Origin of the sequence: Paraburkholderia sp. BR10937 (assembly GCF_040965695.1) — a bacterium.
Lineage (GTDB): Bacteria > Pseudomonadota > Gammaproteobacteria > Burkholderiales > Burkholderiaceae > Paraburkholderia.
Genome location: NZ_JBFRCL010000100.1, coordinates 1 through 20,743, shown reverse-complemented (window position 1 = coordinate 20,743; position 20,743 = coordinate 1). Strand labels below are relative to the sequence as shown.

Genomic DNA, 20,743 nt, shown 5'->3' with positions numbered 1-20,743 from the left:
TGGCGTCCCCTAGGGGATTCGAACCCCTGTACTCACCGTGAAAGGGTGATGTCCTAGGCCTCTAGACGAAGGGGACATGATCTTTTCAGATAATGCCTTTGCTGCACTCTACTGCTTACTGCGCGTTCTGTTGGTGGAGGTAAGCGGGATCGAACCGCTGACCTCTTGCATGCCATGCAAGCGCTCTCCCAGCTGAGCTATACCCCCTTGCAGAACAGAAGCGAGATTTTAAACATCAATTTCGCTTTCGTCAAGAGCTTTTGAATCGTTTTTTGGAGCGCTTCGAGGTTTCCTTGAAACTTCGTTGCCCGATTCTGCGGCTCTTTGCGTGAGATTTACTGCTTATTTGCCGCTTATTTGCGACTCTCTCGCGCTCCGTATTCAACGGAGCCCGAATACTACAAGAACTGCCGCCCGGGCGCTAGGGTCCGGGCGAAAAATTCTTCAAAAAATTTATTTAGCAGCCGAAATGCCCTTCTCGAGGCGGCTCACCACCGCCTCGCGGCCGAACAGCACGAGCACCGCATCGACCGACGGCGTATGCGTCGTGCCTGCCACGAGCAGGCGCGCCGGCATCGCGAGTTGCGGCATCTTGAGCTTGTGCGTGGCGAGCGTCGCCTTGAGCGCGGCCGAGACGCCCTCCTTCGTCCACTCCGCGCCCTTGAGCGCGGCTGCGAGATCGGCGAGCGCGGGGCGCACGGCGTCCGTGATGTGCTGCGCCAGCGCTTCGGCTTCCGGCTGCGGCTCGCGATAGAACATCATCGCGCTCTCGGCGATCTCCTTGATCGTGTTCGCACGGTCCTTGAAAAGGGCGACCACGCCTTCGAGCGACGGGCCCCTGGCGAGCGCCGCGTCGTCCACGCCGAGTGCGACAAAGAACGGCTTCGACAGCTCGGCGAGGCGCGCGTTGTCCGCTTCCTTCAGGTAGTGGTTGTTGAGCCAGTTGAGCTTGTTGTGGTCGTACTGCGCGGGCGACTTGCCGAGATGCTCGAGATCGAACCACTCCACGAACTGCTCGCACGTGAACACTTCGGCGTCGCCGTGCGACCAGCCCAGACGCGCGAGATAGTTGAGTACCGCTTCCGGCAGATAGCCTGCGTCGCGATAGCCCATCACGCTCATCGCGCCGTGGCGCTTGCTCATCTTTTCACCCTGCTCGTTGAGCACGGTAGGCAGGTGCGCGTAGACCGGCGGCTCGCCGCCGAGCGCGCGCAGGATGTTGATCTGGCGCGGCGTGTTGTTCACGTGGTCGTCGCCGCGAATCACGTGCGTGATCTTCATGTCGAGGTCGTCCACGACCACGCAGAAGTTGTAGGTCGGCGTGCCGTCCGGGCGCGCGATCACGAGGTCGTCGAGCTCTTCGTTCGAGATCTCCACGCGGCCCTTGACGGCGTCGTCCCATGCCACCACGCCCGTGAGCGGGTTGCGAAAACGCAGCACCGGCTCCACGCCCGCCGGCGGCGTGGGCAGCACCTTGCCCGGCTCCGGGCGCCACGTGCCGTCATAGCGCGGCTTCTCGCCGGCGGCACGCTGGCGCTCGCGCAACGCGTCGAGCTCTTCGGTCGACATGTAGCACGGGTACACGAGGCCCTGCTCCTGCATATCCTTGAGCACTTCGCGATACCGGTCCATGCGCTGCATCTGGTAGAACGGACCTTCGTCGAAATTCAGGCCGAGCCACTCCATGCCTTCGAGGATCGCATCGACCGATTCAGACGTCGAACGCTCGAGGTCGGTGTCTTCGATCCGCAGCACGAAGACACCCTTGTTGTGGCGTGCGAACGCCCACGGGTAAAGCGCGGAACGGATGTTGCCGAGGTGGATGAAGCCGGTCGGGCTCGGCGCGAAGCGGGTACGGACGACAGAGGTAGTCATGGGCAATTACTCGAAGACGATGCCATCCGGAGCGCGGCGCTCGCGATATAAGCAGCGACGGCGGCGGACGGCCGGGGTTCGCGGCGGGTTCGGCCCGCGCGGCTAGCGCGGGAGCGCCGGGGCGCGCGCAGCCTCGCGCACACGAACGGGAATCCGGAAAATTAGAGACGGGATTATACCCGCCATGCACTGCTTCGGCCTGGGGGCGAGGCCCGCAGCGCGCGTGCGGACGCCCCGTTTCTCACCTGCAAACGTCCGCGCGCCCGCAAGCCGCCGAGGACGTTGTCATCTGCCGTCACATCGTGGACACATCGCGTTACATGCACGCCTGCTAAACCGGCCGCGCTTTGCCTTATGATGTCGGCGCGCCGCCACCACGATGCGGCGTCGCGCGCGCAAACACAGATACTCTGCCGCCCGCGCGAGCAGACCGGGGTACCGCGTCGTTCCTTGCCGGACACGCCCGCGGACCGCATGGAGAACCTTCTTGAAGCAGTCATCGCCCTCGTTGAGCCGCCGGCACTTTTCGCTTGCGGCCGCCTCCTCCGTCCTTGCCGCGTGCACGACCGCGGGCACGCAGACCGCCAGCGTCCCGCCGCCCGTCACCACCGCGCCCCCACCGCCCGTCGCCAGGCCGGCGCGCCCGGTTCGCGTGGGCCTCGCGCTCGGCGGCGGCGCGGCGCGTGGCTTCGCGCATATCGGCGTGATCAAGGCGCTCGAGGCGCGCAACGTGCAGGTCGACTTCGTGGTCGGCACGAGCGCAGGCTCGGTCGTCGCGGCGCTTTACGCCTCGGGCATGAACGGTTTCGCGCTCAACAAGCTCGCGCTGACGATGGACGAAGCCTCGATCAGCGACTGGGCGATGCCGTTTCGCACGCGCGGCCTCCTGCAGGGCGTGGCACTCCAGAACTATCTGAACACCACGCTGCACGACCGGCCCATCGAGAAGATGGCGAAACCGCTCGGCGTCGTCTCGACCGACCTGCGCACGGGCCAGCCCATCCTGTTCCAGCGCGGCAACACGGGCATTGCCGTGCGCGCGTCGTGCAGCATTCCGTCGATTTTCGAGCCCGTGAAGATCGCGGGACATGAATACGTGGACGGCGGCCTCGTGAGCCCGGTGCCGGCCTCGTTCGCACGCAAGATGGGCGCCGACTTCGTGATCGCCGTGGACATCTCGGCGCGCCCGGAGACGGCCTCGACGCTGAGCCAGTTCGACGTGCTGATGCAGACCTTCACGATCATGGGCCAGACGATCAAGACCTACGAGCTCGACAAGTACGCCGACGTCGTGATCCGCCCGAACCTCAACGCGATGTCGTCCAGCGACTTCACGCAGCGCAACGCGGCGATTCTCGCGGGCGAGGAAGCCGCTGCGCGCAGCATGCTGGAGCTCGAGCGCAAGCTCGCCGCGGCGCGCCTGACGGCTTGATCGCTTGATCCGAGCGCCCCTTCGGCGGGCTCAGGGGCGCAGAAAACGCAAAAAGCCTGCTTCGCAAGAAACAGGCTTTTTTGTTCGCTACAAAACCCCGATCAGTTGCCGCCGTTGCCGTCGAACTGAGCGCTCACGCGCTTGAGGTTTTGCTGCTGGTTCGGCGTGAACGACGTTTCGACACGGCGCGCACCCGTGAAGCGCTTTTCCCAGTAGCCGTCGTCGAGGTCGTCGACGCGGATCGTGCTGCCGGTCGACGGCGAATGCACGAACTTGTTGTCGCCGATGTAGATGCCGACGTGCGAGAATGTGCGGCGCATCGTGTTGAAGAACACGAGGTCGCCCGGCTTCAGGTTGCTCATGCTGACCTTCTCGCCCACGCGGCTCATTTCCTCGGCGCGGCGCGGCAGCGACATGCCGAGCGTGTCCTGGAACACGTAGCGCACGAAGCCGCTGCAGTCGAGGCCGGAGTCGGGCGTGTTGCCGCCCCAGCGGTAACGCACGCCGATCATGTTGAGTGCGCCGACAACGACGTCGCCGGCTTTGCCGGCCATGCCGGACAGGAACGCCTTGGCGCCACCTTCGGTCGGGGCCGGAGCCGCCGCCGGGGTCGCCTGGTTGGCATTCTGGAGGGCGTTCTGAACTGCGGGGATGGACTGCGGATTCGCCGAATTGCTCGGCGAAAATGAGGCATTCTGGTTAAAGCTGCTTACTTCGTCGGCGAACGCGCCGGGAGCTGCGGCCATCAGTACGCCGATGAACATCCCGGCGACGACGCGCGTGCAAGCCTGGGTCAGGTATCGGTGCTGCATTGGTCGGTAGAAATTGCCCGTAAATCAGGGAGTTAGTAGAAAAGTTTGGACGATACTAGCCAGTAAGTATTTGTGTGTCAAAACAAATAGAAAAATTCAATCGCGACATTCACCTCATTGGTGAATTTCACCGAAATTCACTCTAAAGTTCCGCCAAAGCCTAGCGATCGAATGCAGCTTTCAACAATTTTCGGGTGTAAGGATGGGCCGGTCTGTCGAAGATATGCGCGACCTCTCCAGTCTCGACGATCGCCCCGTCCTGCATCACCACCACCCGGTGCGCCATCGCGCCGATCACCTCCAGGTCGTGGCTGATGAACACGTAGCCCAGGTTGTACTTGCGTTGCAACTCCGTCAACAATCTCAACACCTGTTGCTGGATCGACACGTCGAGCGCGCTGGTCGGTTCGTCGAGCACGATCACGCGCGGCTCCAGCACCAGCGTGCGCGCAATGGCGATACGCTGGCGCTGGCCGCCTGAGAACTCGTGCGGGTATCGTTGCAAGGCGGTGCGATCGAGGCCCACTTCGCGCAGCACGCCGACGACGCGCTTGCGCCGCTCCTCGCTGGAAAGATCGGGCCGATGCAGCGCGAGCCCCTCCCCCACGATGCGCTCGATGGTCTGGCGCGGAGAAAGCGAACTGAACGGGTCCTGAAAGACAACCTGCAGATGCGAGCGCAACGACAGCATGTCGCGGCCCTTGTAGCTCCCGATCGGCCGCCCCTGGAACTCGACGACGCCGCCAGCCGTTCGCTGCAACCCCAACATCGCCATCGCCAGCGTCGTTTTTCCCGATCCGGACTCGCCGACGATGCCGAGCGTCTCGCCCTGGCGCACCGCAAGGTTCGCGTCGTTCACGGCGCGATAGCGCCCCTTTTGCCACCAGCCGCGAAACCCCGGCAGCTTCGTTGCGAAGTCGACGATCACGTCCTTCGCCTGCAGGAGAACCGGCGCGATCGGCAGGACGGGCAGCACGTGGCGCTCGGGCCGGCTCGCGATGAGCCGTTGCGTGTACGGGTGTTGCGGCGCCTCGAAGATCTGCTCGACGCTGCCCGACTCCACGAGCCTGCCCTTCTCCATCACGGCCACGCGCTGCGCGAAGCGGCGCACGAGGTTCAGGTCGTGCGTGATGAGCAGCACGGACATGCCGCGCCGCGCCGCCTCCTCGCGCTGCAGTTCGAGCAGCAGATCGACGATCTGGCCGCGGATCGTTACGTCGAGCGCCGTGGTCGGCTCGTCTGCGAGCAAGAGGCGCGGACGGCACGCGAGCGCCATCGCGATCATCACGCGCTGGCGCTGGCCGCCCGAGAGCTGGTGCGGATAACTCGACACGCGCCGCCGCGCCTCGGCAATGCCCGTGCGCTCGAGCAAGCCCACCGCCTGCTCGTAGGCCGCGCTCTTCGAGACGCCGTCGTGCAGCACGATGGTTTCCGCGATCTGCTCGCCGATCGTGTAGAGCGGATTGAGCGCCGTCATCGGCTCCTGGAAGATCATCGCGACGTCGTTGCCGCGCAGGCCGCGCATCGCGCGCTCACTCTTCGCGAGCAGATCGTCGCCGTCGAGGCGGATGCTTCCGCTGATCTGCGCGTCCTGCAGCAAGCGCAGTACCGCGAGCGCGGTGACGGTCTTGCCCGAGCCCGACTCGCCGACGAGCGCCACGCGCTCGCCGCGCCCGATTGCGAGCGTCACGTCATCGACGGCGAGCGTCTCGTCGAAGCGCACGCTCAAGTGCTCGATCGAGAGGAGCGGCGCGGCGTTGTCCTGAGGCACGGCGCTCACTGGTTGCCTCCGGCCTTCATGGCGTCGGAAATGCGCGTGTCGAGCGCATTGCGCAGCGCGTCGCCGATGAAGGTGAGCAGCAGCAGCGTCGCCACGAGCACGCCGAAAGTCGAGAGCGCGATCCACCATGCGTCGAGATTGCGCTTGCCCTGCGCGAGCAGTTCGCCGAGGCTCGGCGTGGGTGCGGGCACGCCAAGGCCCAGGAAGTCGAGACTCGTGAGCGCGAGAATCGCACCGCTCATGCGAAACGGCAGGAACGTGATGACCGGCGTGAGGCTGTTGGGCAGCACGTGATGCCAGATGATCTGCCAGTTCGACAGGCCCATTGCGCGCGCGGCGAGCACATAGTCCTGGTTGCGGTTGCGCAGGAATTCCGCGCGCACATAGTCGGACAAACCGATCCAGCCGAACAGCGAAAGCAACACGATCAGCAGCACGAAGCCCGGCTCGAAGATCGCTGCAAAAATAATCAGCAGATAAAGCTCGGGGAGCGAACTCCAGATCTCGATGAGACGCTGCCCGAAGATATCGACCTTGCCGCCGAAGTACCCTTGCACCGCGCCCGCCAGCACGCCGAGCAACGTGCCGATAGCGGTCAGCACGAGCGCGAACTCGACCGACACGCGAAAGCCATAGAGCAGGCGGGCAAACAGGTCGCGGCCGCTTTCGTCCGTGCCGAGCCAGTTCTGGCGCGACGGCGGCGCGGGGTTCGGCACTTTCGCGAAGTAGTTGAGCGTGTCGTAGTAGTACGGGTTCGGCGGATAGATCGCGAAGTTGCCCGGCGCGTCGAAGCGGTGGCGAATGTATGGATCGAGGTAGTCGGCAGGCGTCGGAAAATCGCCGCCGAACGTGGTTTCCGGATAGTCCTTGAACAGCGGGAAATACAGGTGCCCGTCGTAGTGCACGACGAGCGGCTTGTCGTTGCACCAGAGCGGACCCGCGAGGCTCGCTGCGAACGCAACGAGAAACACGATCAGGCTCCAGTAGCCAAGACGCTGCTGCTTGAAGCGCAGCCACACGCGGCGGGCCGGTGTGGGGGACTTGAAGGCGCGCACGCTCTCGGTACGCAGTTCGGGCTCGGCGCCAGCGCGGACTCGGTTCAACTCAGCGCTCCAGTTGTTCGAATTGGATGCGGGGATCGACCCACACGTAGCACAGATCGGAAATCAGTTTGGTTAGCAGTCCGATCAGCGTGAAGAGATACAGCGTGCCGAGCACGACCGGATAATCGCGCCGCACGACGGATTCGTACGAAAGCAGACCGAGCCCGTCGAGCGAGAACAGCGTTTCGATCAGCAGACTGCCGGTGAAGAACGCGCCGATGAACGCCGCCGGGAAGCCCACCACGAGCGGCAACAGCGCGTTGCGGAATACATGCTTCCAGAGCACGGTGCGTTCCGAGAGGCCTTTCGCGCGCGCAGTCAGCACGTATTGGCGGCGGATCTCTTCGAGAAAGGCGTTCTTGGTCAGCATGGTCGTGACGGCGAAACTGCCCACGACCGAGGCCGTCACGGGCAGCGTGATGTGCCAGAGATAGTCGAGAATCTTGCCGCCGAGCGAGAGCGTGTCCCAGTTGTCAGACGTGAGATTGCGCAGCGGGAAAAGCTGCAGGAACGAGCCTCCGCCGAACAGCACGAGCAGCAGCACGCCCAGCACGAAGCCCGGAATCGCGTAACCGACGAGCACGACGAGACTCGTCACGAGGTCGAACCGCGAGCCGTTGCGCACCGCCTTCGCGATGCCCAACGGCACCGATATCAGATAAGTAAGAAAGAAGGTCCAGAGGCCGATGCTGATCGAAACCGGCAGCTTGGAAATGATCAGCGACCACACGCTCTGGTGATGGAAATAGCTCTGTCCGAGATCGAAGCGCGCAAAACGTCCGAGCATCAGGAAATAGCGTTGCAGCGGCGGCTTGTCGAAGCCGTAAAGCTGCTTGAGCTGCGCGATCTGCTGCGCGTCCACGCCCGAATGCGCGCGCATGCCGAACGGCATGCCCTGCTCCGCGCCCCGCCGCAATTCGCGCACCGCCTGTTCGACGGGCCCCCCCGGCACGAACTGGATCACGCCGAAGGTCAGCGTGAGCACGCCGAGCAGCGTCGGGATCATCAGCAGCAGGCGCTTGACGATGTAGCTCCACATGATTCGTTGCTCCCGTCGTGTCCGTTGTCAATGACCGGCCGCTTGGGGCTCGGGCTGCGGCTTGAACCACCACGTCGAGATGATCCAGTCGTTCGCGCCATAGTACAGCGGCAATTTCGCCGGATACGCCAGCGTGTTCTTGAACGCCACACGGTGCGTCGCGCTGTACCACTGCGGCACCACATAGTAGCCGTGCATCAGCACCCGGTCGAGCGCATGCGTGGCGTCGAGCAGTTGCTGGAGCGTCTGCGCCTGCGTGAGCGCCTTGAGGATCGCATCGACGGCCGGCGACTTCAGGCCCAGCAGATTGCCCGAGCCCGGCTCGTCGGCGGCCTTGCTGCCGAAGCGGTCGACCTGTTCCGCGCCCGGCACCTGGACGTCGGGGAACTTGATAGTCGTCATGTCGAAGTCGAAGGCATCGAGCCGCTTCTGGTAGAGCGCGAAATCGACCGAGCGATAGTTCACCTGGATGCCAAGGCGCCTGAGCGCCTGCGTGTACTGCGCCATGATCGGCGCCCACTGCGCCGAAGCGCTCGTATCGTCGAGCACCTCGAACGTGAACGGTTCGCCCTTCTCGTTGCGCAGCGCGCCGTCGCGATAGGTCCAGCCGGCCTCGGCGAGCAGCGCGCGCGCCTTGAGCAGATTCGCACGCAGCGATCCCGGCGGGGTCGTATCGGGCTGCACGGGCGGCGGCCCGAACACGGCGGGATCGAGCGACTTGCGCCACGGCTCGAGCAAGGCAAGCTCGCCGGGCGATGGCAGCCCCTTTGCCTGCAGCTGCGTGTTCGCGAACCAGCTGTCGATGCGACGGTACTGGCTATAGAACAGCATGCGGTTGAGCCACGGGAAGTCGAGCGCGAGATCGAGAGCGCGGCGCACGCGCACGTCCTGGAACACTGGCCTGCGCAAATTCATGACGAAGCCCTGCATGCCGGTGCCGTTGTGCTGCGGGAACTCGCGCTTGATGAGCTCGCCGCTGTCGAAGCGCTTGCCGACATCGCGCCGCACCCAGTTTCGCGCGACGTATTCGACGAGCGCGTCGTACTCGCCCGCCTTGAAGGCCTCGAGGCGGGCCACGTCATCCGCATAGAGCTTGTAGGTAATGCGCTCGAAGTTGTTGGTGCCCACGCGCAGCGGCAGGTCCTTGCCCCAGTAGTTAGGGTCGAGCTTGTAGGTAATCGTGCGGCCGTTCGAGTAGCGGTCGATCACATAGGGGCCGCTGCCGATCGGCTGCTCGAACGCGAGCTGATCGAAGGCGATGCGGCTACCGTCCGGGCGCAAGCCCCACTTGTGCGAGAACACCGGCATGCCGCCCGCGATGAGCGGCAGCTCGCGGTTGTTGCTGCGGAACTCGAAGCGGATCGTCGCGGGATCGACCACCACCGCGCGCGTGATCTCGCTGAAATACGCCTGCATGGAGGGCGCGGCCTGGCGGCTCTTGAGCGTATCGAGCGAGAACTTCACGTCCTCGGCCGTTACCGGATCGCCGTTAGAGAAGCGCGCTTTCGGGTTGATGTGGAACGTCACCGAAAGCGCGTTGGGCGCGATACGGATGTCGTCGGCGAGCAAGCCGTAGGCCGAGGCCACTTCGTCGAGGCTCCCCGTCGTGAGGCTCTCGAACAACATGCCGAGCCCCGGGGCCGCGTTGCCGCGCAGCGTGAACGGGTTGAACTTGTCGAAGCTCGTGAGGCGGTCGGGATTGGCGAGCACGAGCGTGCCGCCCTTGGGGGCATCGGGATTCACGTAGTCGAAGTGCGCGAATCCCTGCGGATATTTGGGCTCGCCGTACTGCGCAATGGCGTAGACCGCGTGCGCGCTCGGCATGGCGAGCAGCCCGAATCCGAGCGCAAGACACATCGCCGCCAGCCTTTTGGCAAATGCGAGCCGAGCCGCAGGAACGGTTGCCCCAAGCGCGCCGAGCGCCGTCCTGCCTCGCGTTCCTGTCGTCATAGATCGGTAATTGTCCGGGCTGGCTTGTCAGTTGTGAGAGAATTCTACCCAAACCACGCGGCGCCGCCCCCACAGGCGCTGGCGCATTGACCTGATTTAGGAGAATTCATGGGCTTCCTCGCTGGCAAACGTATCCTGTTGACCGGCCTGCTGTCGAACCGTTCGATCGCGTACGGCATCGCGCAGGCATGCAAGCGCGAAGGCGCGGAACTGGCGTTCACGTACGTCGGCGACCGCTTCAAGGACCGTATCACCGAGTTCGCGCAGGAATTCGGCAGCAACCTCGTGTTCCCCTGCGATGTGGCCGACGACGCGCAAATCGAAGCGCTCTTCACGGACCTCAAGCAGCACTGGGATACGCTCGACGGCCTCGTCCACTCGATCGGCTTCGCGCCGCGCGAAGCGATCGCGGGCGACTTCCTCGATGGCATGACGCGCGAGAACTTCCGCATCGCCCACGATATTTCGGCATACAGCTTCCCGGCGCTCGCCAAGGCCGCCAAGCCGATGCTCGCCCAGAACGCTTCGCTGCTGACGCTGACCTATCTCGGCGCAGAGCGCGCGATTCCGAACTACAACACGATGGGCGTCGCGAAAGCCGCACTCGAAGCGAGCGTGCGTTATCTCGCGGTGGCGCTCGGGGCGCAAGGCGTGCGCGTGAACGGCATTTCCGCCGGTCCGATCAAGACGCTCGCGGCAAGCGGCATCAAGGGCTTTGGCAAGATTCTCGACTTCGTCGAGCAGAACGCCCCGCTGCAGCGTAACGTGACCATCGAGCAGGTCGGCAACTCCGCCGCGTTCCTGCTCTCCGATCTGGCTGCCGGCGTGACCGCCGAGATCATGCACGTCGACTCGGGCTTCAACGCCGTGGTTGGCGGCATGGCCGGCCTCGAGTAAGCCTCTCTTCGCGGCGTCGTTGCGCGCACAACGGCAAAAATGCAAAAGCCGCCCACTGGGCGGCTTTTCTTTTGGCGCGACGCCTGGTGTGCGATGCGCACCGTGTCACGCGCATCACGCCGGCAACGAGCCTCGCGGCTTAGTGCCAATGTCCCGGAGGACCACCGTGGTCGCGGTCGTAGTGGCCGCGGCCCGGACCGCCATAGCCGCCGTGGTGGCGATACCAGTCGTCGCGCCCCCAGTAGCGGCGGCCATCCCAGTAACGGTCGCCGTGCCAGCCGATGACGACGGCCGGCGGCGCCGCATAAACTGGCGCCGGCTGATAGACGACCGGCGGAGGCGGCGGCGCGTAGACCGGTTGCGGAGCGACATAAACCGGGGCCGGAATACCGATGTTGACACCAACGCTCACGCCAGCCATAGCAGCACTCGATGCGCCGATAGCCACGCCCCCGAGCAGCATTGCAACAACACGTGGGAACTTCATGGACTCACCTTTCGGGTTTGATGTTTTGTTGAAGCCAATATAACGCACGGCTTTCGCCCGCGTATTTCAAACTTGTAATAACTGATGCACAAGCCTGGCCTGCGTCGGATGTCGTTACGTCTCGTTACACTGGGCGGCGGATGGCCAACAGCGCCGGGGAGCATAGCATCGCTTGCGCCGGTGTGCAGGAGACTCCGCATGACTCGCGACGCCTGTTCCATTTATCGGCGCCTCAATACAAAACCTTTGCTCGCGAGTGCGCCACCACAAGTTACCTGGCATTCCTGAGGACTCTTGCAGCACCTTTTCCCTCCGTTCGAACGACGACTCATTGCTTCCTCAGATCGAGCAATTTGCGACCGGAAAAACAAAAACCCCGCAAGCCGAGACTTGCGGGGTTTCGCCGCCATTACTGGCGGAGACGGAGGGATTCGAACCCTCGATCCAGGTTTTGGCCCAGATGCTCCCTTAGCAGGGGAGTGCCTTCGACCTCTCGGCCACGTCTCCCGAAAACTTCGTTCGCGCCAGGGAGGCAGCGCAACGAAGCCAAGATAATAGCGGGTTAGCGCCTTCCGGTCAATTCATACGACGCTTTTTTGCAAAGTTTTTTCTGCAAGCGCACAACGACCGTCATGCGCGGCATCGCGAAGCGGAATTGAGCGGAAAACCGCGTCACACCCTCGTCACACAACACAATGGCGGCGCAAAAACAGCCCGATTTAAGCGTGCTCGAGGTCGAACGCCTTATGCAGCGCGCGCACCGCCAGTTCCATGTACTTCTCGTCGATCAGCACCGAGATCTTGATTTCCGAGGTCGAGATCATCTGGATGTTGATGCCCTCTTCCGAGAGCGTGCGGAACATCTTGCTCGCCACGCCCACGTGCGAGCGCATGCCCACGCCGACCACCGAAACCTTCGACACCTTCGCGTCGCCGAGCACCTTCTCCGCGCTCACGTGCCCCTTCACCTGATTATTCAGGACGTCGATCGCGCGCTGGTAGTCGCCGCGCGGCACCGTGAACGTGAAGTCGGTCTTGCCGTCCACGCTCTGGTTCTGGATGATCATGTCGACGTCGATGTTAGCGTCCGCCACCGGGCCGAGGATCTGATACGCGATACCGGGCTTGTCGGGCACGCCCATCACGATGATGCGGGCCTCGTCGCGCTGGAACGCGATACCCGAGATGACTGCTTTTTCCATGGTCTCGTCTTCTTCAAAAGTAATCAGGGTGCCCGAGGACATTTCCTCGTCGAGGTTCATCATCGGGTCGGTCAGGCTGGAGAGCACACGCGTCTTCACCTGATACTTGCCCGCGAATTCCACCGAGCGGATCTGCAGCACCTTCGAGCCGAGGCTGGCCATTTCCAGCATCTCTTCGAACGTAATGCGGTCGAGACGGCGTGCGTCGTCGACCACACGCGGGTCGGTCGTGTAGACGCCGTCGACGTCCGTATAGATCAGGCATTCGTCGGCCTTCAGCGCCGCTGCGACTGCAACCGCCGACGTGTCCGAGCCGCCGCGGCCGAGCGTGGTGATGTGGCCTTCCGGGTCGATGCCCTGGAAGCCCGTGATCACGACCACCTTGCCGTCGTCGAGATCGGCCAGCACGCGCTCGCCGTCGATGTCGTTGATGCGGGCCTTGGTGAACGAGCTGTCGGTTTTGACCGGCACTTGCCAGCCGGTGTAGCTGATGGCGTCGACGCCTGCTTCCTGCAGGGCGATCGACAGGAGGCCGACGCTCACCTGCTCACCGGTCGACGCAATCATGTCGAGCTCGCGCGGGCTGGGCTGCGGCGAAATTTCTTTCGCGAGACCGAGCAGACGATTGGTTTCGCCGGACATCGCCGAGGGCACGACGACCATCTTGTGGCCGGCCTTGTGCCATTTGGCGACGCGCTTGGCGACGTTCTTGATGCGCTCGACCGAGCCCATCGAGGTGCCGCCGTATTTGTGTACGATGAGTGCCATTGTCGTTCAGAACTGGAGATGTTACCGCGCTGGCGCACTGAAGAACCGGGCCGCCCGGACGCCTTGGGGCCACGGCGGCGGCTTCAGCGCGTGCAGCACGCGCGGGGTTTTGCCTCAGGGGCGCGAAGGCCGGCGCATCGTATAGACGCGCGCTGGTGCCTTGCACTCGCGCCCTGCCCGCATGCCGCTACGACGTCCCTGCAACCGTCGGATACCGCTCGAAGGAAAAATCGCGCCTTCACGAGACACGCCGCTTTTGACGGCGTCCGCGAACGCGAAAAAGCGGGCTGGACAAACGACTTACACTACCCGATTGACGCCCAAATTACAAGACAGAACACGCTTGCGGATGCCGAAAAAGGCTTGTGTGGCAAGCATTTGCGGGGGAGCGATCGCCATTCCCGTCGGCGAATTGATCGGTGACGTCGAACGCGACTTCAGGCGATCAGCACATCCTCTCGCCATTCGATGCGACGCCAGGCCGCGCCAGGCTCGCCGGGCGTCGCGCCGAACGCCGACCGGTTCACGCCGATACGGGGCACGAACAGCAGCGTCTCGCCCACATAGAGCAACGGCACGTCGCGCTCCCATGCCGGCACGCCGCGCGTCTGGAACAGGTTCTTGAGCGTGCGGCTCACGTTCGCGGCTTCGTCGCGCAAGCGCTCGCCGCCGCTGCGCTCGCGCGCGACGAGCGGCGCGCTCGCGAGCACGCGCTCCGGAACGGCGTCGGCATCGTCGGGAGCGGCGGGCGCGAAGACGTAGGTCCCGCGCCATGCCGGCAGCCACCAGACTTCCTCGCCGCGCCAGGTCAACGACACGGGCGCGCGCGCATGAGCGGCGCCCTCGCCTGCGCGTTCGTCGCGCGCGCGCACGGCTTCCCACGAGACGATGCCGCGATACACGCGCAAGCGGTGTCCGGCGTGATCGACGCGCAATGCGTGACCGCTCACATCATCGCGCGCAATCTCGCGCAACTGCCGCAACATATCCGCAAGCCGCGCCGTCGATGCCGCCGGCAGGCCAAGCGCGCGCATCCAGTAACGCAGCACATTGAGGGCGCGTGTATCGTCGAGCGCGAGCAGCGCGGCATGTGAAAGCGCGCGGTCGCCCTCGCGTCCGACGTCGCGCAAATCGATGCGCGCGAGATCGTCGAGCAGACGCTGCGAAGCAGCTGCATGCGCCGCCGTGCGCGCGAGCGCATCGCGATAGCCAGGAAAATGAGCCGAGAGCGCCGGCATCACGTCGTGACGCAAGGCGTTGCGCGCGTAGCGCGTGTCGTCGTTCGATTCGTCGTCGATCCAGCGCAGGCCGTGCTCGCTCGCATAACGCTCCAGTTGCATGCGCAACAGCGCGAGCAGTGGCCGCATGCGCGCCACGCCATTCGCGCTCGCACGTGCCGGCGCCATCGCCGCGAGCCCCGCGAGCCCGGCACCGCGCAGCAACTGCAGCAGCACCGTCTCCGCCTGATCGTCCGCATGCTGCGCGAGCCAGAGCGCCTGCACGCCGTGCGCCGCGCACATCGCGTCGAGCGCGCGGTAGCGCGCGTCGCGGGCAGCCGCCTCGACGCCGGCCGCGTCGTCGCGCGCCAACTCTACGCGCCTCGCGTCGAATGTCACGCCGTACGCGCGCGCGGTTACCTCGCAATGGGCAAGCCATGCGTCGGCGTTCGGGCTCAGGCCGTGATGCACATGCAGTGCGACGAGACGCTGTGCGCCCGCCGCCCGCACCGCGGCGTCCAGCAGCACGGACGAGTCGAGCCCGCCGCTATACGCGATCGCGATGCGTGCGTCGTCGGAAAGCGTGGAAAGCACAACGCCGAGCACATCGAGAACGATGCGCCCGGCGTCGGATTTGGGATGGTCGGTCACAGCACGACCGCAGACGTCGAGGAACGTTGACGTCGCGCGCCTTAGGCGCCCGGCGTCGTTTCCTTGAACTTGCCGTAGGCCATCAGGCGCTCGAAACGGCGCTGCTTCAGATCGGCGATGCTCATACCCTGGAACTGGCGCAGCGAGTCGGCGAGCGCGCGGCGCAGCAGCGCGGCCATGCCCTTCGGGTCGCGATGCGCGCCGCCGAGCGGCTCGTTCACGATCTTGTCGATGAGGCCCAGCGCCTTGAGACGGTGCGCCGTGAGGCCCAGCGCTTCCGCAGCCTCCGGCGCCTTCGCGGCACTCTTCCAGAGAATCGACGCGCAGCCTTCCGGCGAAATCACCGAGTAGGTCGAGAACTGCAGCATCATGACGGTATCGGCCACGGCCACAGCGAGCGCGCCGCCCGAACCGCCTTCGCCGATGATCGTCGTGATGATCGGCGTCTTGAGTTCGGCCATCACATAGAGATTGCGGCCAATGGCTTCCGACTGGCCGCGCTCTTCCGCGCCGATGCCCGGGTACGCGCCCGGCGTGTCGACGAACGTGAAGATGGGCAGGCCGAATTTTTCGGCGAGACGCATCAGGCGTTCGGCCTTGCGATAGCCTTCCGGGCGCGGCATGCCGAAGTTGCGCGCGGCGCGCTCCTTCGTGTCACGGCCCTTCTGGTGGCCGATCACCATGCAGGCCTGGCCATTGAAGCGCGCGAGGCCGCCGACGACGGAAAGGTCGTCCGCGAACGAGCGGTCGCCATGGAGTTCGTGAAAATCGGTAAAAAGCTCGTGCACGTAGTCGAGCGTGTACGGACGCTGCGGATGACGCGCGATCTGCGAAACCTGCCACGGGCTCAGGTTCGCATAGAGGTCCTTCGTGAGCTGCTGGCTCTTCTTCGACAGCCGCTCGATTTCTTCCGAAATATCGACGGCCGAATCGTCCTGAACGAAGCGCAGTTCTTCGATCTTCGCTTCCAGTTCAGCGATCGGCTGTTCGAAATCCAGAAACGTGGTCTTCATGTGTGGGAATCCTTCACTTTGCGGCAGCGCGTATTCTAACCGCGCCAGCCCGCGCCGAAATCGGCTCAGAACTATCGATTTCTTCGATCGATAGCATTTTTCTTAGTCACTGACGACTGCCCCGGGCCTCACGACGGCTCGAGGCTGCGCCACATATACCAGGTCGCGACGGTACGCCACGGCTCCCAGTTGGCCGCGACTTCGCGCGCTTCGCTGCGCGTGACCGGCTCGCCACTGAAATAGTTGACGCTGATCGCGCGGATCAGGCCCAGATCGTCGAGCGGTAGCACATTCGGGCGCGCGAGATTGAAGATCAGGAACATTTCGGCGGTCCAGCGGCCAATGCCGCGAATCGCCGTGAGCTCCGCGATCACGTCTTCGTCGTCCATCGACGTCCACTTGCCGACGTGCAACGCACCCGAAACGAAATGCTGCGCGAGATCGAGGATGTATTCCGTCTTGCGTTTCGAGAGGCCGCACGCGGCCAGCTTTTCGTGACCGAGTTTCAGGAACTGCTGCGGCACGAGCTTTGGGCATGCGGCTTCCACACGCTGCCAAAGCGCCTGCGCCGCCGCCGTCGAAATCTGCTGGCCGACCACCGAGCGCGCGAGCGTGACGAACGGATCGTCGCGGCTCAACAAATGCACGGGGCCGAACTTCGGAATCAGCTTCTTGAGAATACGGTCGCGCTTGACGAGGTCCGCACAGGCCTTGTCCCAATAGTCGGGACGCTGCACTTCGAACTCGAGATCGCCCAGCGCGTTCGCCGCGGGCTCCACGGCTTCGAGTGCCGCCGGACCATTGGAGAGCGCAGCCTCGATGGCCGCGCCGTCGAGCACTTCGTGCGAGCCGGACGCGCCGTTGGTTTTCCCACGCGCCGTCTTCGCAGCCGCCTTCGTCGCTGCCTTGCCGCCCGCTCCATTGAGCGCACGCTTTGCACCTGCGGGTGCGCCCGCAGTTCCGCCCGTTAGCGACGCAGACCGCCTGGTCTGCGTCTTCGTGGCCGTTGCCATCCTGCCTCCTGCCTCGCGAATCGATCAGTGGAAACTGGACAGCCCGCTTACACGCGGCGCCACTCGGTCAACCCGCCCGGTTTGTCTTCGAGCGCGACACCGGATTCGAGCAGTTCGGCCCGAATCCGGTCCGCCTCCGCATATTGCTTCGCCTGCTTGGCCGCCGTGCGCGCCGCGATTTTCGCTTCGATCGCTGCCACGTCGAGCGCGCCTGCATCTTGTGCGCCCGCGGCCTGTTGCAGGAACACGCGCGGCTCGCGCACGAGCAGCCCGATCACACGTGCGAGGCGCTGCAGCTGACGCGCGAGCATGGCGTCGCGCGTGCGGTTCACCTCGCTCGCGAGTTCGAACAGCACGGCGATCGCCACCGGCGTGTTGAAATCGTCGTTCATTGCCGCACGAAAACGTTGCGCGTACGGCTCGTTCCAGTCAAGCTCGCCCGCGTCCGGCGTCACGTCCTTCAACGCGGTGTAAAGACGCGTGAGCGCGTTGCGCGCGTCGTCGAGATGCGCGTCGCTGTGATTCAGCGGCGAGCGGTAATGCGCGCGCGCCATGAAGAAGCGCACCACTTCGGCATCGTACTTCGCCAGCACTTCGCGGATCGTGAAGAAGTTGCCGAGCGACTTCGACATCTTCTCGTTGTCGATATTCACGAAGCCGTTATGCATCCAGGTATTGACGAACGTCTTGCCGGTCGCGCCTTCGCTCTGTGCGATCTCGTTCTCGTGGTGCGGAAACTGCAGGTCCTGGCCGCCGCCATGAATGTCGAAGTGCTCGCCGAGCAACGTGCAGCCCATGGCCGAGCATTCGATATGCCAGCCCGGACGCCCGCGTCCATACTTCGAGTCCCAGCTCGTGTCGGCCGGCTCTTGCGGTTTTGCCTGTTTCCACAACACGAAGTCAAGCGGATCCTGCTTGGCATCGTTCGTCGCCACACGCTCGCCCGCGCGCAGGTCTTCGATCGACTTGCCCGAGAGCGCGCCATAGTTCGCGAACTTGCGCACCGCGTAGTTCACGTCGCCGTCCGCACCCTGGTACGCGTAGCCGTTGCGCTCGAGCTTGCCGATCATGTCGAGCATCTGCGGGATGTACTGCGTCGCGCGCGGCTCATGATCGGGACGCTCGATGCCGAGCGCGTCCGCGTCTTCGTGCAGCGCCGCGATGAAGCGGTCGGTGAGCTGCTTGATCGTCTCGCCGTTTTCTACCGCACGACGAATGATCTTGTCGTCGATATCGGTAATGTTGCGCACATAGGTCACGTTGTAACCGAGCGCGCGCAGCCAGCGTTGCACGATATCGAACACCACCATCACACGCGCATGCCCGACATGACAATAGTCGTACACCGTCATCCCGCAGACGTACATACGCACGACGCCGGGCTCGAGTGGCACGAAATTTTGCTTGTCACGCGCGAGCGTGTTGTAGATGCGCAGTGATTCCATAAAGGCGATGGATACGTGGGTCGAAAGAAATCCGCGGCGGCGCCGACCGCAGCCAGCGGGTGATGCCCGCATTGCTCAGGCTGCTGTCTGTCGGCGTCCGGACTGCAACCAGGTTGCTATCGGGGCGGAGACGACCACGAGTGGCGTTGGAAAGCCCGGCGACTCGCGCAGCGCGCCCGGAATGCGAATGAAACGGGCGAGGGACAAAGCGCGCGACGAAAACGCACAGACCTTTTGTTAGAATGGCTCGGAGTATAACACCGCGACCTCACCCTATGAAACCTTCCAGCGGCCGCGCGCCCCGTGCTGCGACCCTTGCCGCGTCGGCTCTCTCGAGCGTCGCGATCGTGCTGTGCAGTATCAGCATCGCGCATGCCGCGCCCCCGGCGACCTCCGACGCGACGCCCGGCGCCGACGCCGCGATCAGCCAGCACGACTGGGCTGGCGCGCTGAGCCAGCTCGACGCACGCATCAAGACGAACCCGCGCGACGTGCAGGCGAAGTTCAAGCGCGCGACCATTCTCGCGCGCTTGAACCGCGACGACGACGCAATCGAGGCGTTCACCGAGCTCACGCAGCTCTACCCCGAATTGCCCGAGCCTTACAACAATCTCGCGGCGCTTTACGCGAAGCATGGCCGCTACGACGAGGCGCGCGTTGCGCTCGAAACCGCGGTGAAGGCGAACCCGTCGTACGGACTCGCGTGGGAAAATCTCGGCGACCTGTACCTGCGTCTGGCCGACGCGTCATACCGCCGCGCGCAAACGCTTGGCCATGCAAGCGCCACCACGCAGCAGCGCCAGGCCGACATCGCGAAGATCATCTCGCCGCCGCCCGCGCCAAAGAAGTCGGCCGCCGCAGCGGCAGAAGGCGCATCGGCAGCGAGCCCGTCGGCCATCGTGCCCGCGCTCAGCAACCCCGCGTACCAGTTCGGCGGCTCGACCGGGTCGCTCGCGATGCCGCCTTTCGTGGCGCCGTCGAACTAACATCTGGCGCGCACCGTGCGCGCCGCGAGACGTTTTTCCCGCACTTCCGAGGATACTCATGAAATGGTTGATGTTGGCGCTCGGCAGCGCCGCCCTGATCGCGAACGCACCCGCTTTTGCGCAAAACGGCCAGCCGGCCGCCGCGCATCCGCAAGTGCTCTTCAAGACCAGTGAAGGCGACATTCGCGTCGAGCTCTATCCGGAGAAAGCGCCGAAGACCGTCGACAATTTCCTGCAGTACGTGAAGGCTGGCCAGTACAACGGCACGATCTTTCATCGCGTGATTCGCGGCTTCATGATCCAGGGCGGCGGCTACACGCAAAGCTTCGTCGAGAAGCCCACGCGTGCGCCGATCGCACTCGAGAGCAAGAACGGCCTGAAGAATCTCACGGGCACGATCGCAATGGCGCGCACGAGCGACCCGAATTCGGCCACCGCGCAGTTCTTCATCAACACGGTCGACAACGCCGGCCTCGACTATCCGAACCCGGACGGCAACGGCTATGCCGTGTTCGGCAAGGTCACGCAAGGCATGGACGTCGTGAAGAAGATCGAAGCGGCGCCCACCACCTCGCGAGGCCCGATGGCCGACGTGCCGCAAAAGGAAATCGTGATCGAGTCGGCGACCGTCGTCGGCAAATAAACACGCCGGCAACACGCCACAGTTAATCATCGACTAACCGGGCGGCAGCGCCGCCCTCACCCGTCGCACGTCGCGGCGCCGGCACACGCGTTGGGCAACACGCCCCGCCTCTTGCCGATGCAGCGACGTTCATTCCCCCAGCCACAGGCAAAGGAACCCATCATGGTCGAACTGCACACGAACCACGGCGTCATCAAGCTCGAACTGAACGCCGAGAAGGCCCCGAAGACGGTCGCCAACTTCCTCAACTACGTGAAGAACGGCCACTATGACGGCACGGTGTTTCACCGTGTCATCGACGGGTTCATGATCCAGGGCGGCGGCTTCGACGCCGGCATGAAGCAGAAGCCGACCGAAGCGCCGATCGAAAACGAAGCGAACAACGGCCTGAAGAACGAGCGCGGCTCGATCGCCATGGCGCGCACCAACG

At 64.3% G+C, this 20,743-nt stretch carries 17 protein-coding genes and 3 tRNA genes; 5 read left to right on the top strand and 15 right to left on the bottom strand.

What is annotated here, in order from left to right; all coding sequences use genetic code 11:
- From AB4Y44_RS41055 to gltX, 3 genes are all read right to left on the bottom strand, one after another.
- Window positions 1–76 (bottom strand) — tRNA-Glu (locus AB4Y44_RS41055).
- 55 nt (window positions 77–131) lie between these two features.
- A tRNA-Ala gene (locus AB4Y44_RS41050) sits at window positions 132–207 on the bottom strand.
- Window positions 208–453: 246 nt separating this feature from the next.
- A complete protein-coding gene (gltX, locus tag AB4Y44_RS41045) occupies window positions 454–1,875 on the bottom strand; it encodes a glutamate--tRNA ligase (protein WP_342921396.1) in 1,422 nt (473 codons plus the stop codon).
- Between the two features lie 487 nt (window positions 1,876–2,362).
- Between gltX and AB4Y44_RS41040 the strand changes: the two genes are divergently transcribed.
- Entirely contained in the window at window positions 2,363–3,307 is a 945-nt protein-coding gene (locus AB4Y44_RS41040) for a patatin-like phospholipase family protein (protein WP_342921397.1), read from the top strand.
- Between the two features lie 101 nt (window positions 3,308–3,408).
- On the opposite strand, the gene AB4Y44_RS41035 is transcribed toward AB4Y44_RS41040, so the two are convergent.
- From AB4Y44_RS41035 to AB4Y44_RS41015, 5 genes are all read right to left on the bottom strand, one after another.
- Complete coding sequence (locus tag AB4Y44_RS41035) at window positions 3,409–4,119, bottom strand: C40 family peptidase (protein WP_342921398.1); 711 nt, start codon at window positions 4,117–4,119, stop codon at window positions 3,409–3,411.
- A gap of 160 nt (window positions 4,120–4,279) precedes the next feature.
- The gene (locus AB4Y44_RS41030) at window positions 4,280–5,899 is read right to left on the bottom strand and encodes an ABC transporter ATP-binding protein (RefSeq protein WP_368702682.1); all 1,620 of its coding nucleotides are present in this window, start codon (window positions 5,897–5,899) and stop codon (window positions 4,280–4,282) included.
- Window positions 5,896–7,002, bottom strand: coding sequence for an ABC transporter permease (locus AB4Y44_RS41025; RefSeq protein WP_342921400.1), 1,107 nt, complete (start codon window positions 7,000–7,002; stop codon window positions 5,896–5,898). Before AB4Y44_RS41025 ends, AB4Y44_RS41030 begins: the two co-directional genes overlap by 4 nt.
- 1 nt (window position 7,003) lies before the next feature.
- The gene (locus AB4Y44_RS41020) at window positions 7,004–8,041 is read right to left on the bottom strand and encodes a microcin C ABC transporter permease YejB (RefSeq protein ID WP_028204101.1); all 1,038 of its coding nucleotides are present in this window, start codon (window positions 8,039–8,041) and stop codon (window positions 7,004–7,006) included.
- Between the two features lie 27 nt (window positions 8,042–8,068).
- Window positions 8,069–9,898 (bottom strand): extracellular solute-binding protein, encoded by a 1,830-nt coding sequence (locus AB4Y44_RS41015; protein ID WP_342921401.1) that lies wholly within the window; start codon window positions 9,896–9,898, stop codon window positions 8,069–8,071.
- Between the two features lie 201 nt (window positions 9,899–10,099).
- On the opposite strand from AB4Y44_RS41015, the gene fabI reads away from it, so the two are divergent.
- Window positions 10,100–10,888, top strand: a complete 789-nt coding sequence (gene fabI / locus AB4Y44_RS41010; protein ID WP_028204103.1) for an enoyl-ACP reductase FabI — start codon at window positions 10,100–10,102, stop codon at window positions 10,886–10,888.
- Window positions 10,889–11,027: 139 nt separating this feature from the next.
- Here the strand turns inward: fabI and AB4Y44_RS41005 are convergent, their stop codons facing one another.
- The 7 genes from AB4Y44_RS41005 to cysS form a co-directional block, all read right to left on the bottom strand.
- Entirely contained in the window at window positions 11,028–11,375 is a 348-nt protein-coding gene (locus AB4Y44_RS41005) for a hypothetical protein (protein ID WP_368702681.1), read from the bottom strand.
- Window positions 11,376–11,788: 413 nt separating this feature from the next.
- Window positions 11,789–11,882 (bottom strand) — tRNA-Ser (locus tag AB4Y44_RS41000).
- Between the two features lie 212 nt (window positions 11,883–12,094).
- Window positions 12,095–13,345, bottom strand: a complete 1,251-nt coding sequence (locus tag AB4Y44_RS40995; protein WP_042265048.1) for an aspartate kinase — start codon at window positions 13,343–13,345, stop codon at window positions 12,095–12,097.
- A gap of 437 nt (window positions 13,346–13,782) precedes the next feature.
- The gene (gene tilS, locus AB4Y44_RS40990) at window positions 13,783–15,213 is read right to left on the bottom strand and encodes a tRNA lysidine(34) synthetase TilS (RefSeq protein WP_368702680.1); all 1,431 of its coding nucleotides are present in this window, start codon (window positions 15,211–15,213) and stop codon (window positions 13,783–13,785) included.
- Between the two features lie 41 nt (window positions 15,214–15,254).
- Entirely contained in the window at window positions 15,255–16,226 is a 972-nt protein-coding gene (locus AB4Y44_RS40985; protein WP_028204107.1) for an acetyl-CoA carboxylase carboxyltransferase subunit alpha, read from the bottom strand.
- Between the two features lie 128 nt (window positions 16,227–16,354).
- Window positions 16,355–17,239, bottom strand: a complete 885-nt coding sequence (locus tag AB4Y44_RS40980) for a DNA-3-methyladenine glycosylase (protein ID WP_342921405.1) — start codon at window positions 17,237–17,239, stop codon at window positions 16,355–16,357.
- A 47-nt stretch (window positions 17,240–17,286) separates the two neighbouring features.
- Window positions 17,287–18,684: a cysteine--tRNA ligase gene (cysS, locus tag AB4Y44_RS40975; protein ID WP_342921406.1), complete on the bottom strand. Its 1,398-nt coding sequence runs from the start codon at window positions 18,682–18,684 to the stop codon at window positions 17,287–17,289.
- 275 nt (window positions 18,685–18,959) lie between these two features.
- Between cysS and AB4Y44_RS40970 the strand changes: the two genes are divergently transcribed.
- The 3 genes from AB4Y44_RS40970 to AB4Y44_RS40960 form a co-directional block, all read left to right on the top strand.
- Window positions 18,960–19,670: a tetratricopeptide repeat protein gene (locus AB4Y44_RS40970; protein WP_342921407.1), complete on the top strand. Its 711-nt coding sequence runs from the start codon at window positions 18,960–18,962 to the stop codon at window positions 19,668–19,670.
- Between the two features lie 58 nt (window positions 19,671–19,728).
- Entirely contained in the window at window positions 19,729–20,313 is a 585-nt protein-coding gene (locus tag AB4Y44_RS40965) for a peptidylprolyl isomerase (protein ID WP_324141487.1), read from the top strand.
- 162 nt (window positions 20,314–20,475) lie between these two features.
- Window positions 20,476–20,743: peptidylprolyl isomerase (locus AB4Y44_RS40960; RefSeq protein ID WP_368702679.1), on the top strand; the 268-nt coding region annotated here is incomplete at its 3' end.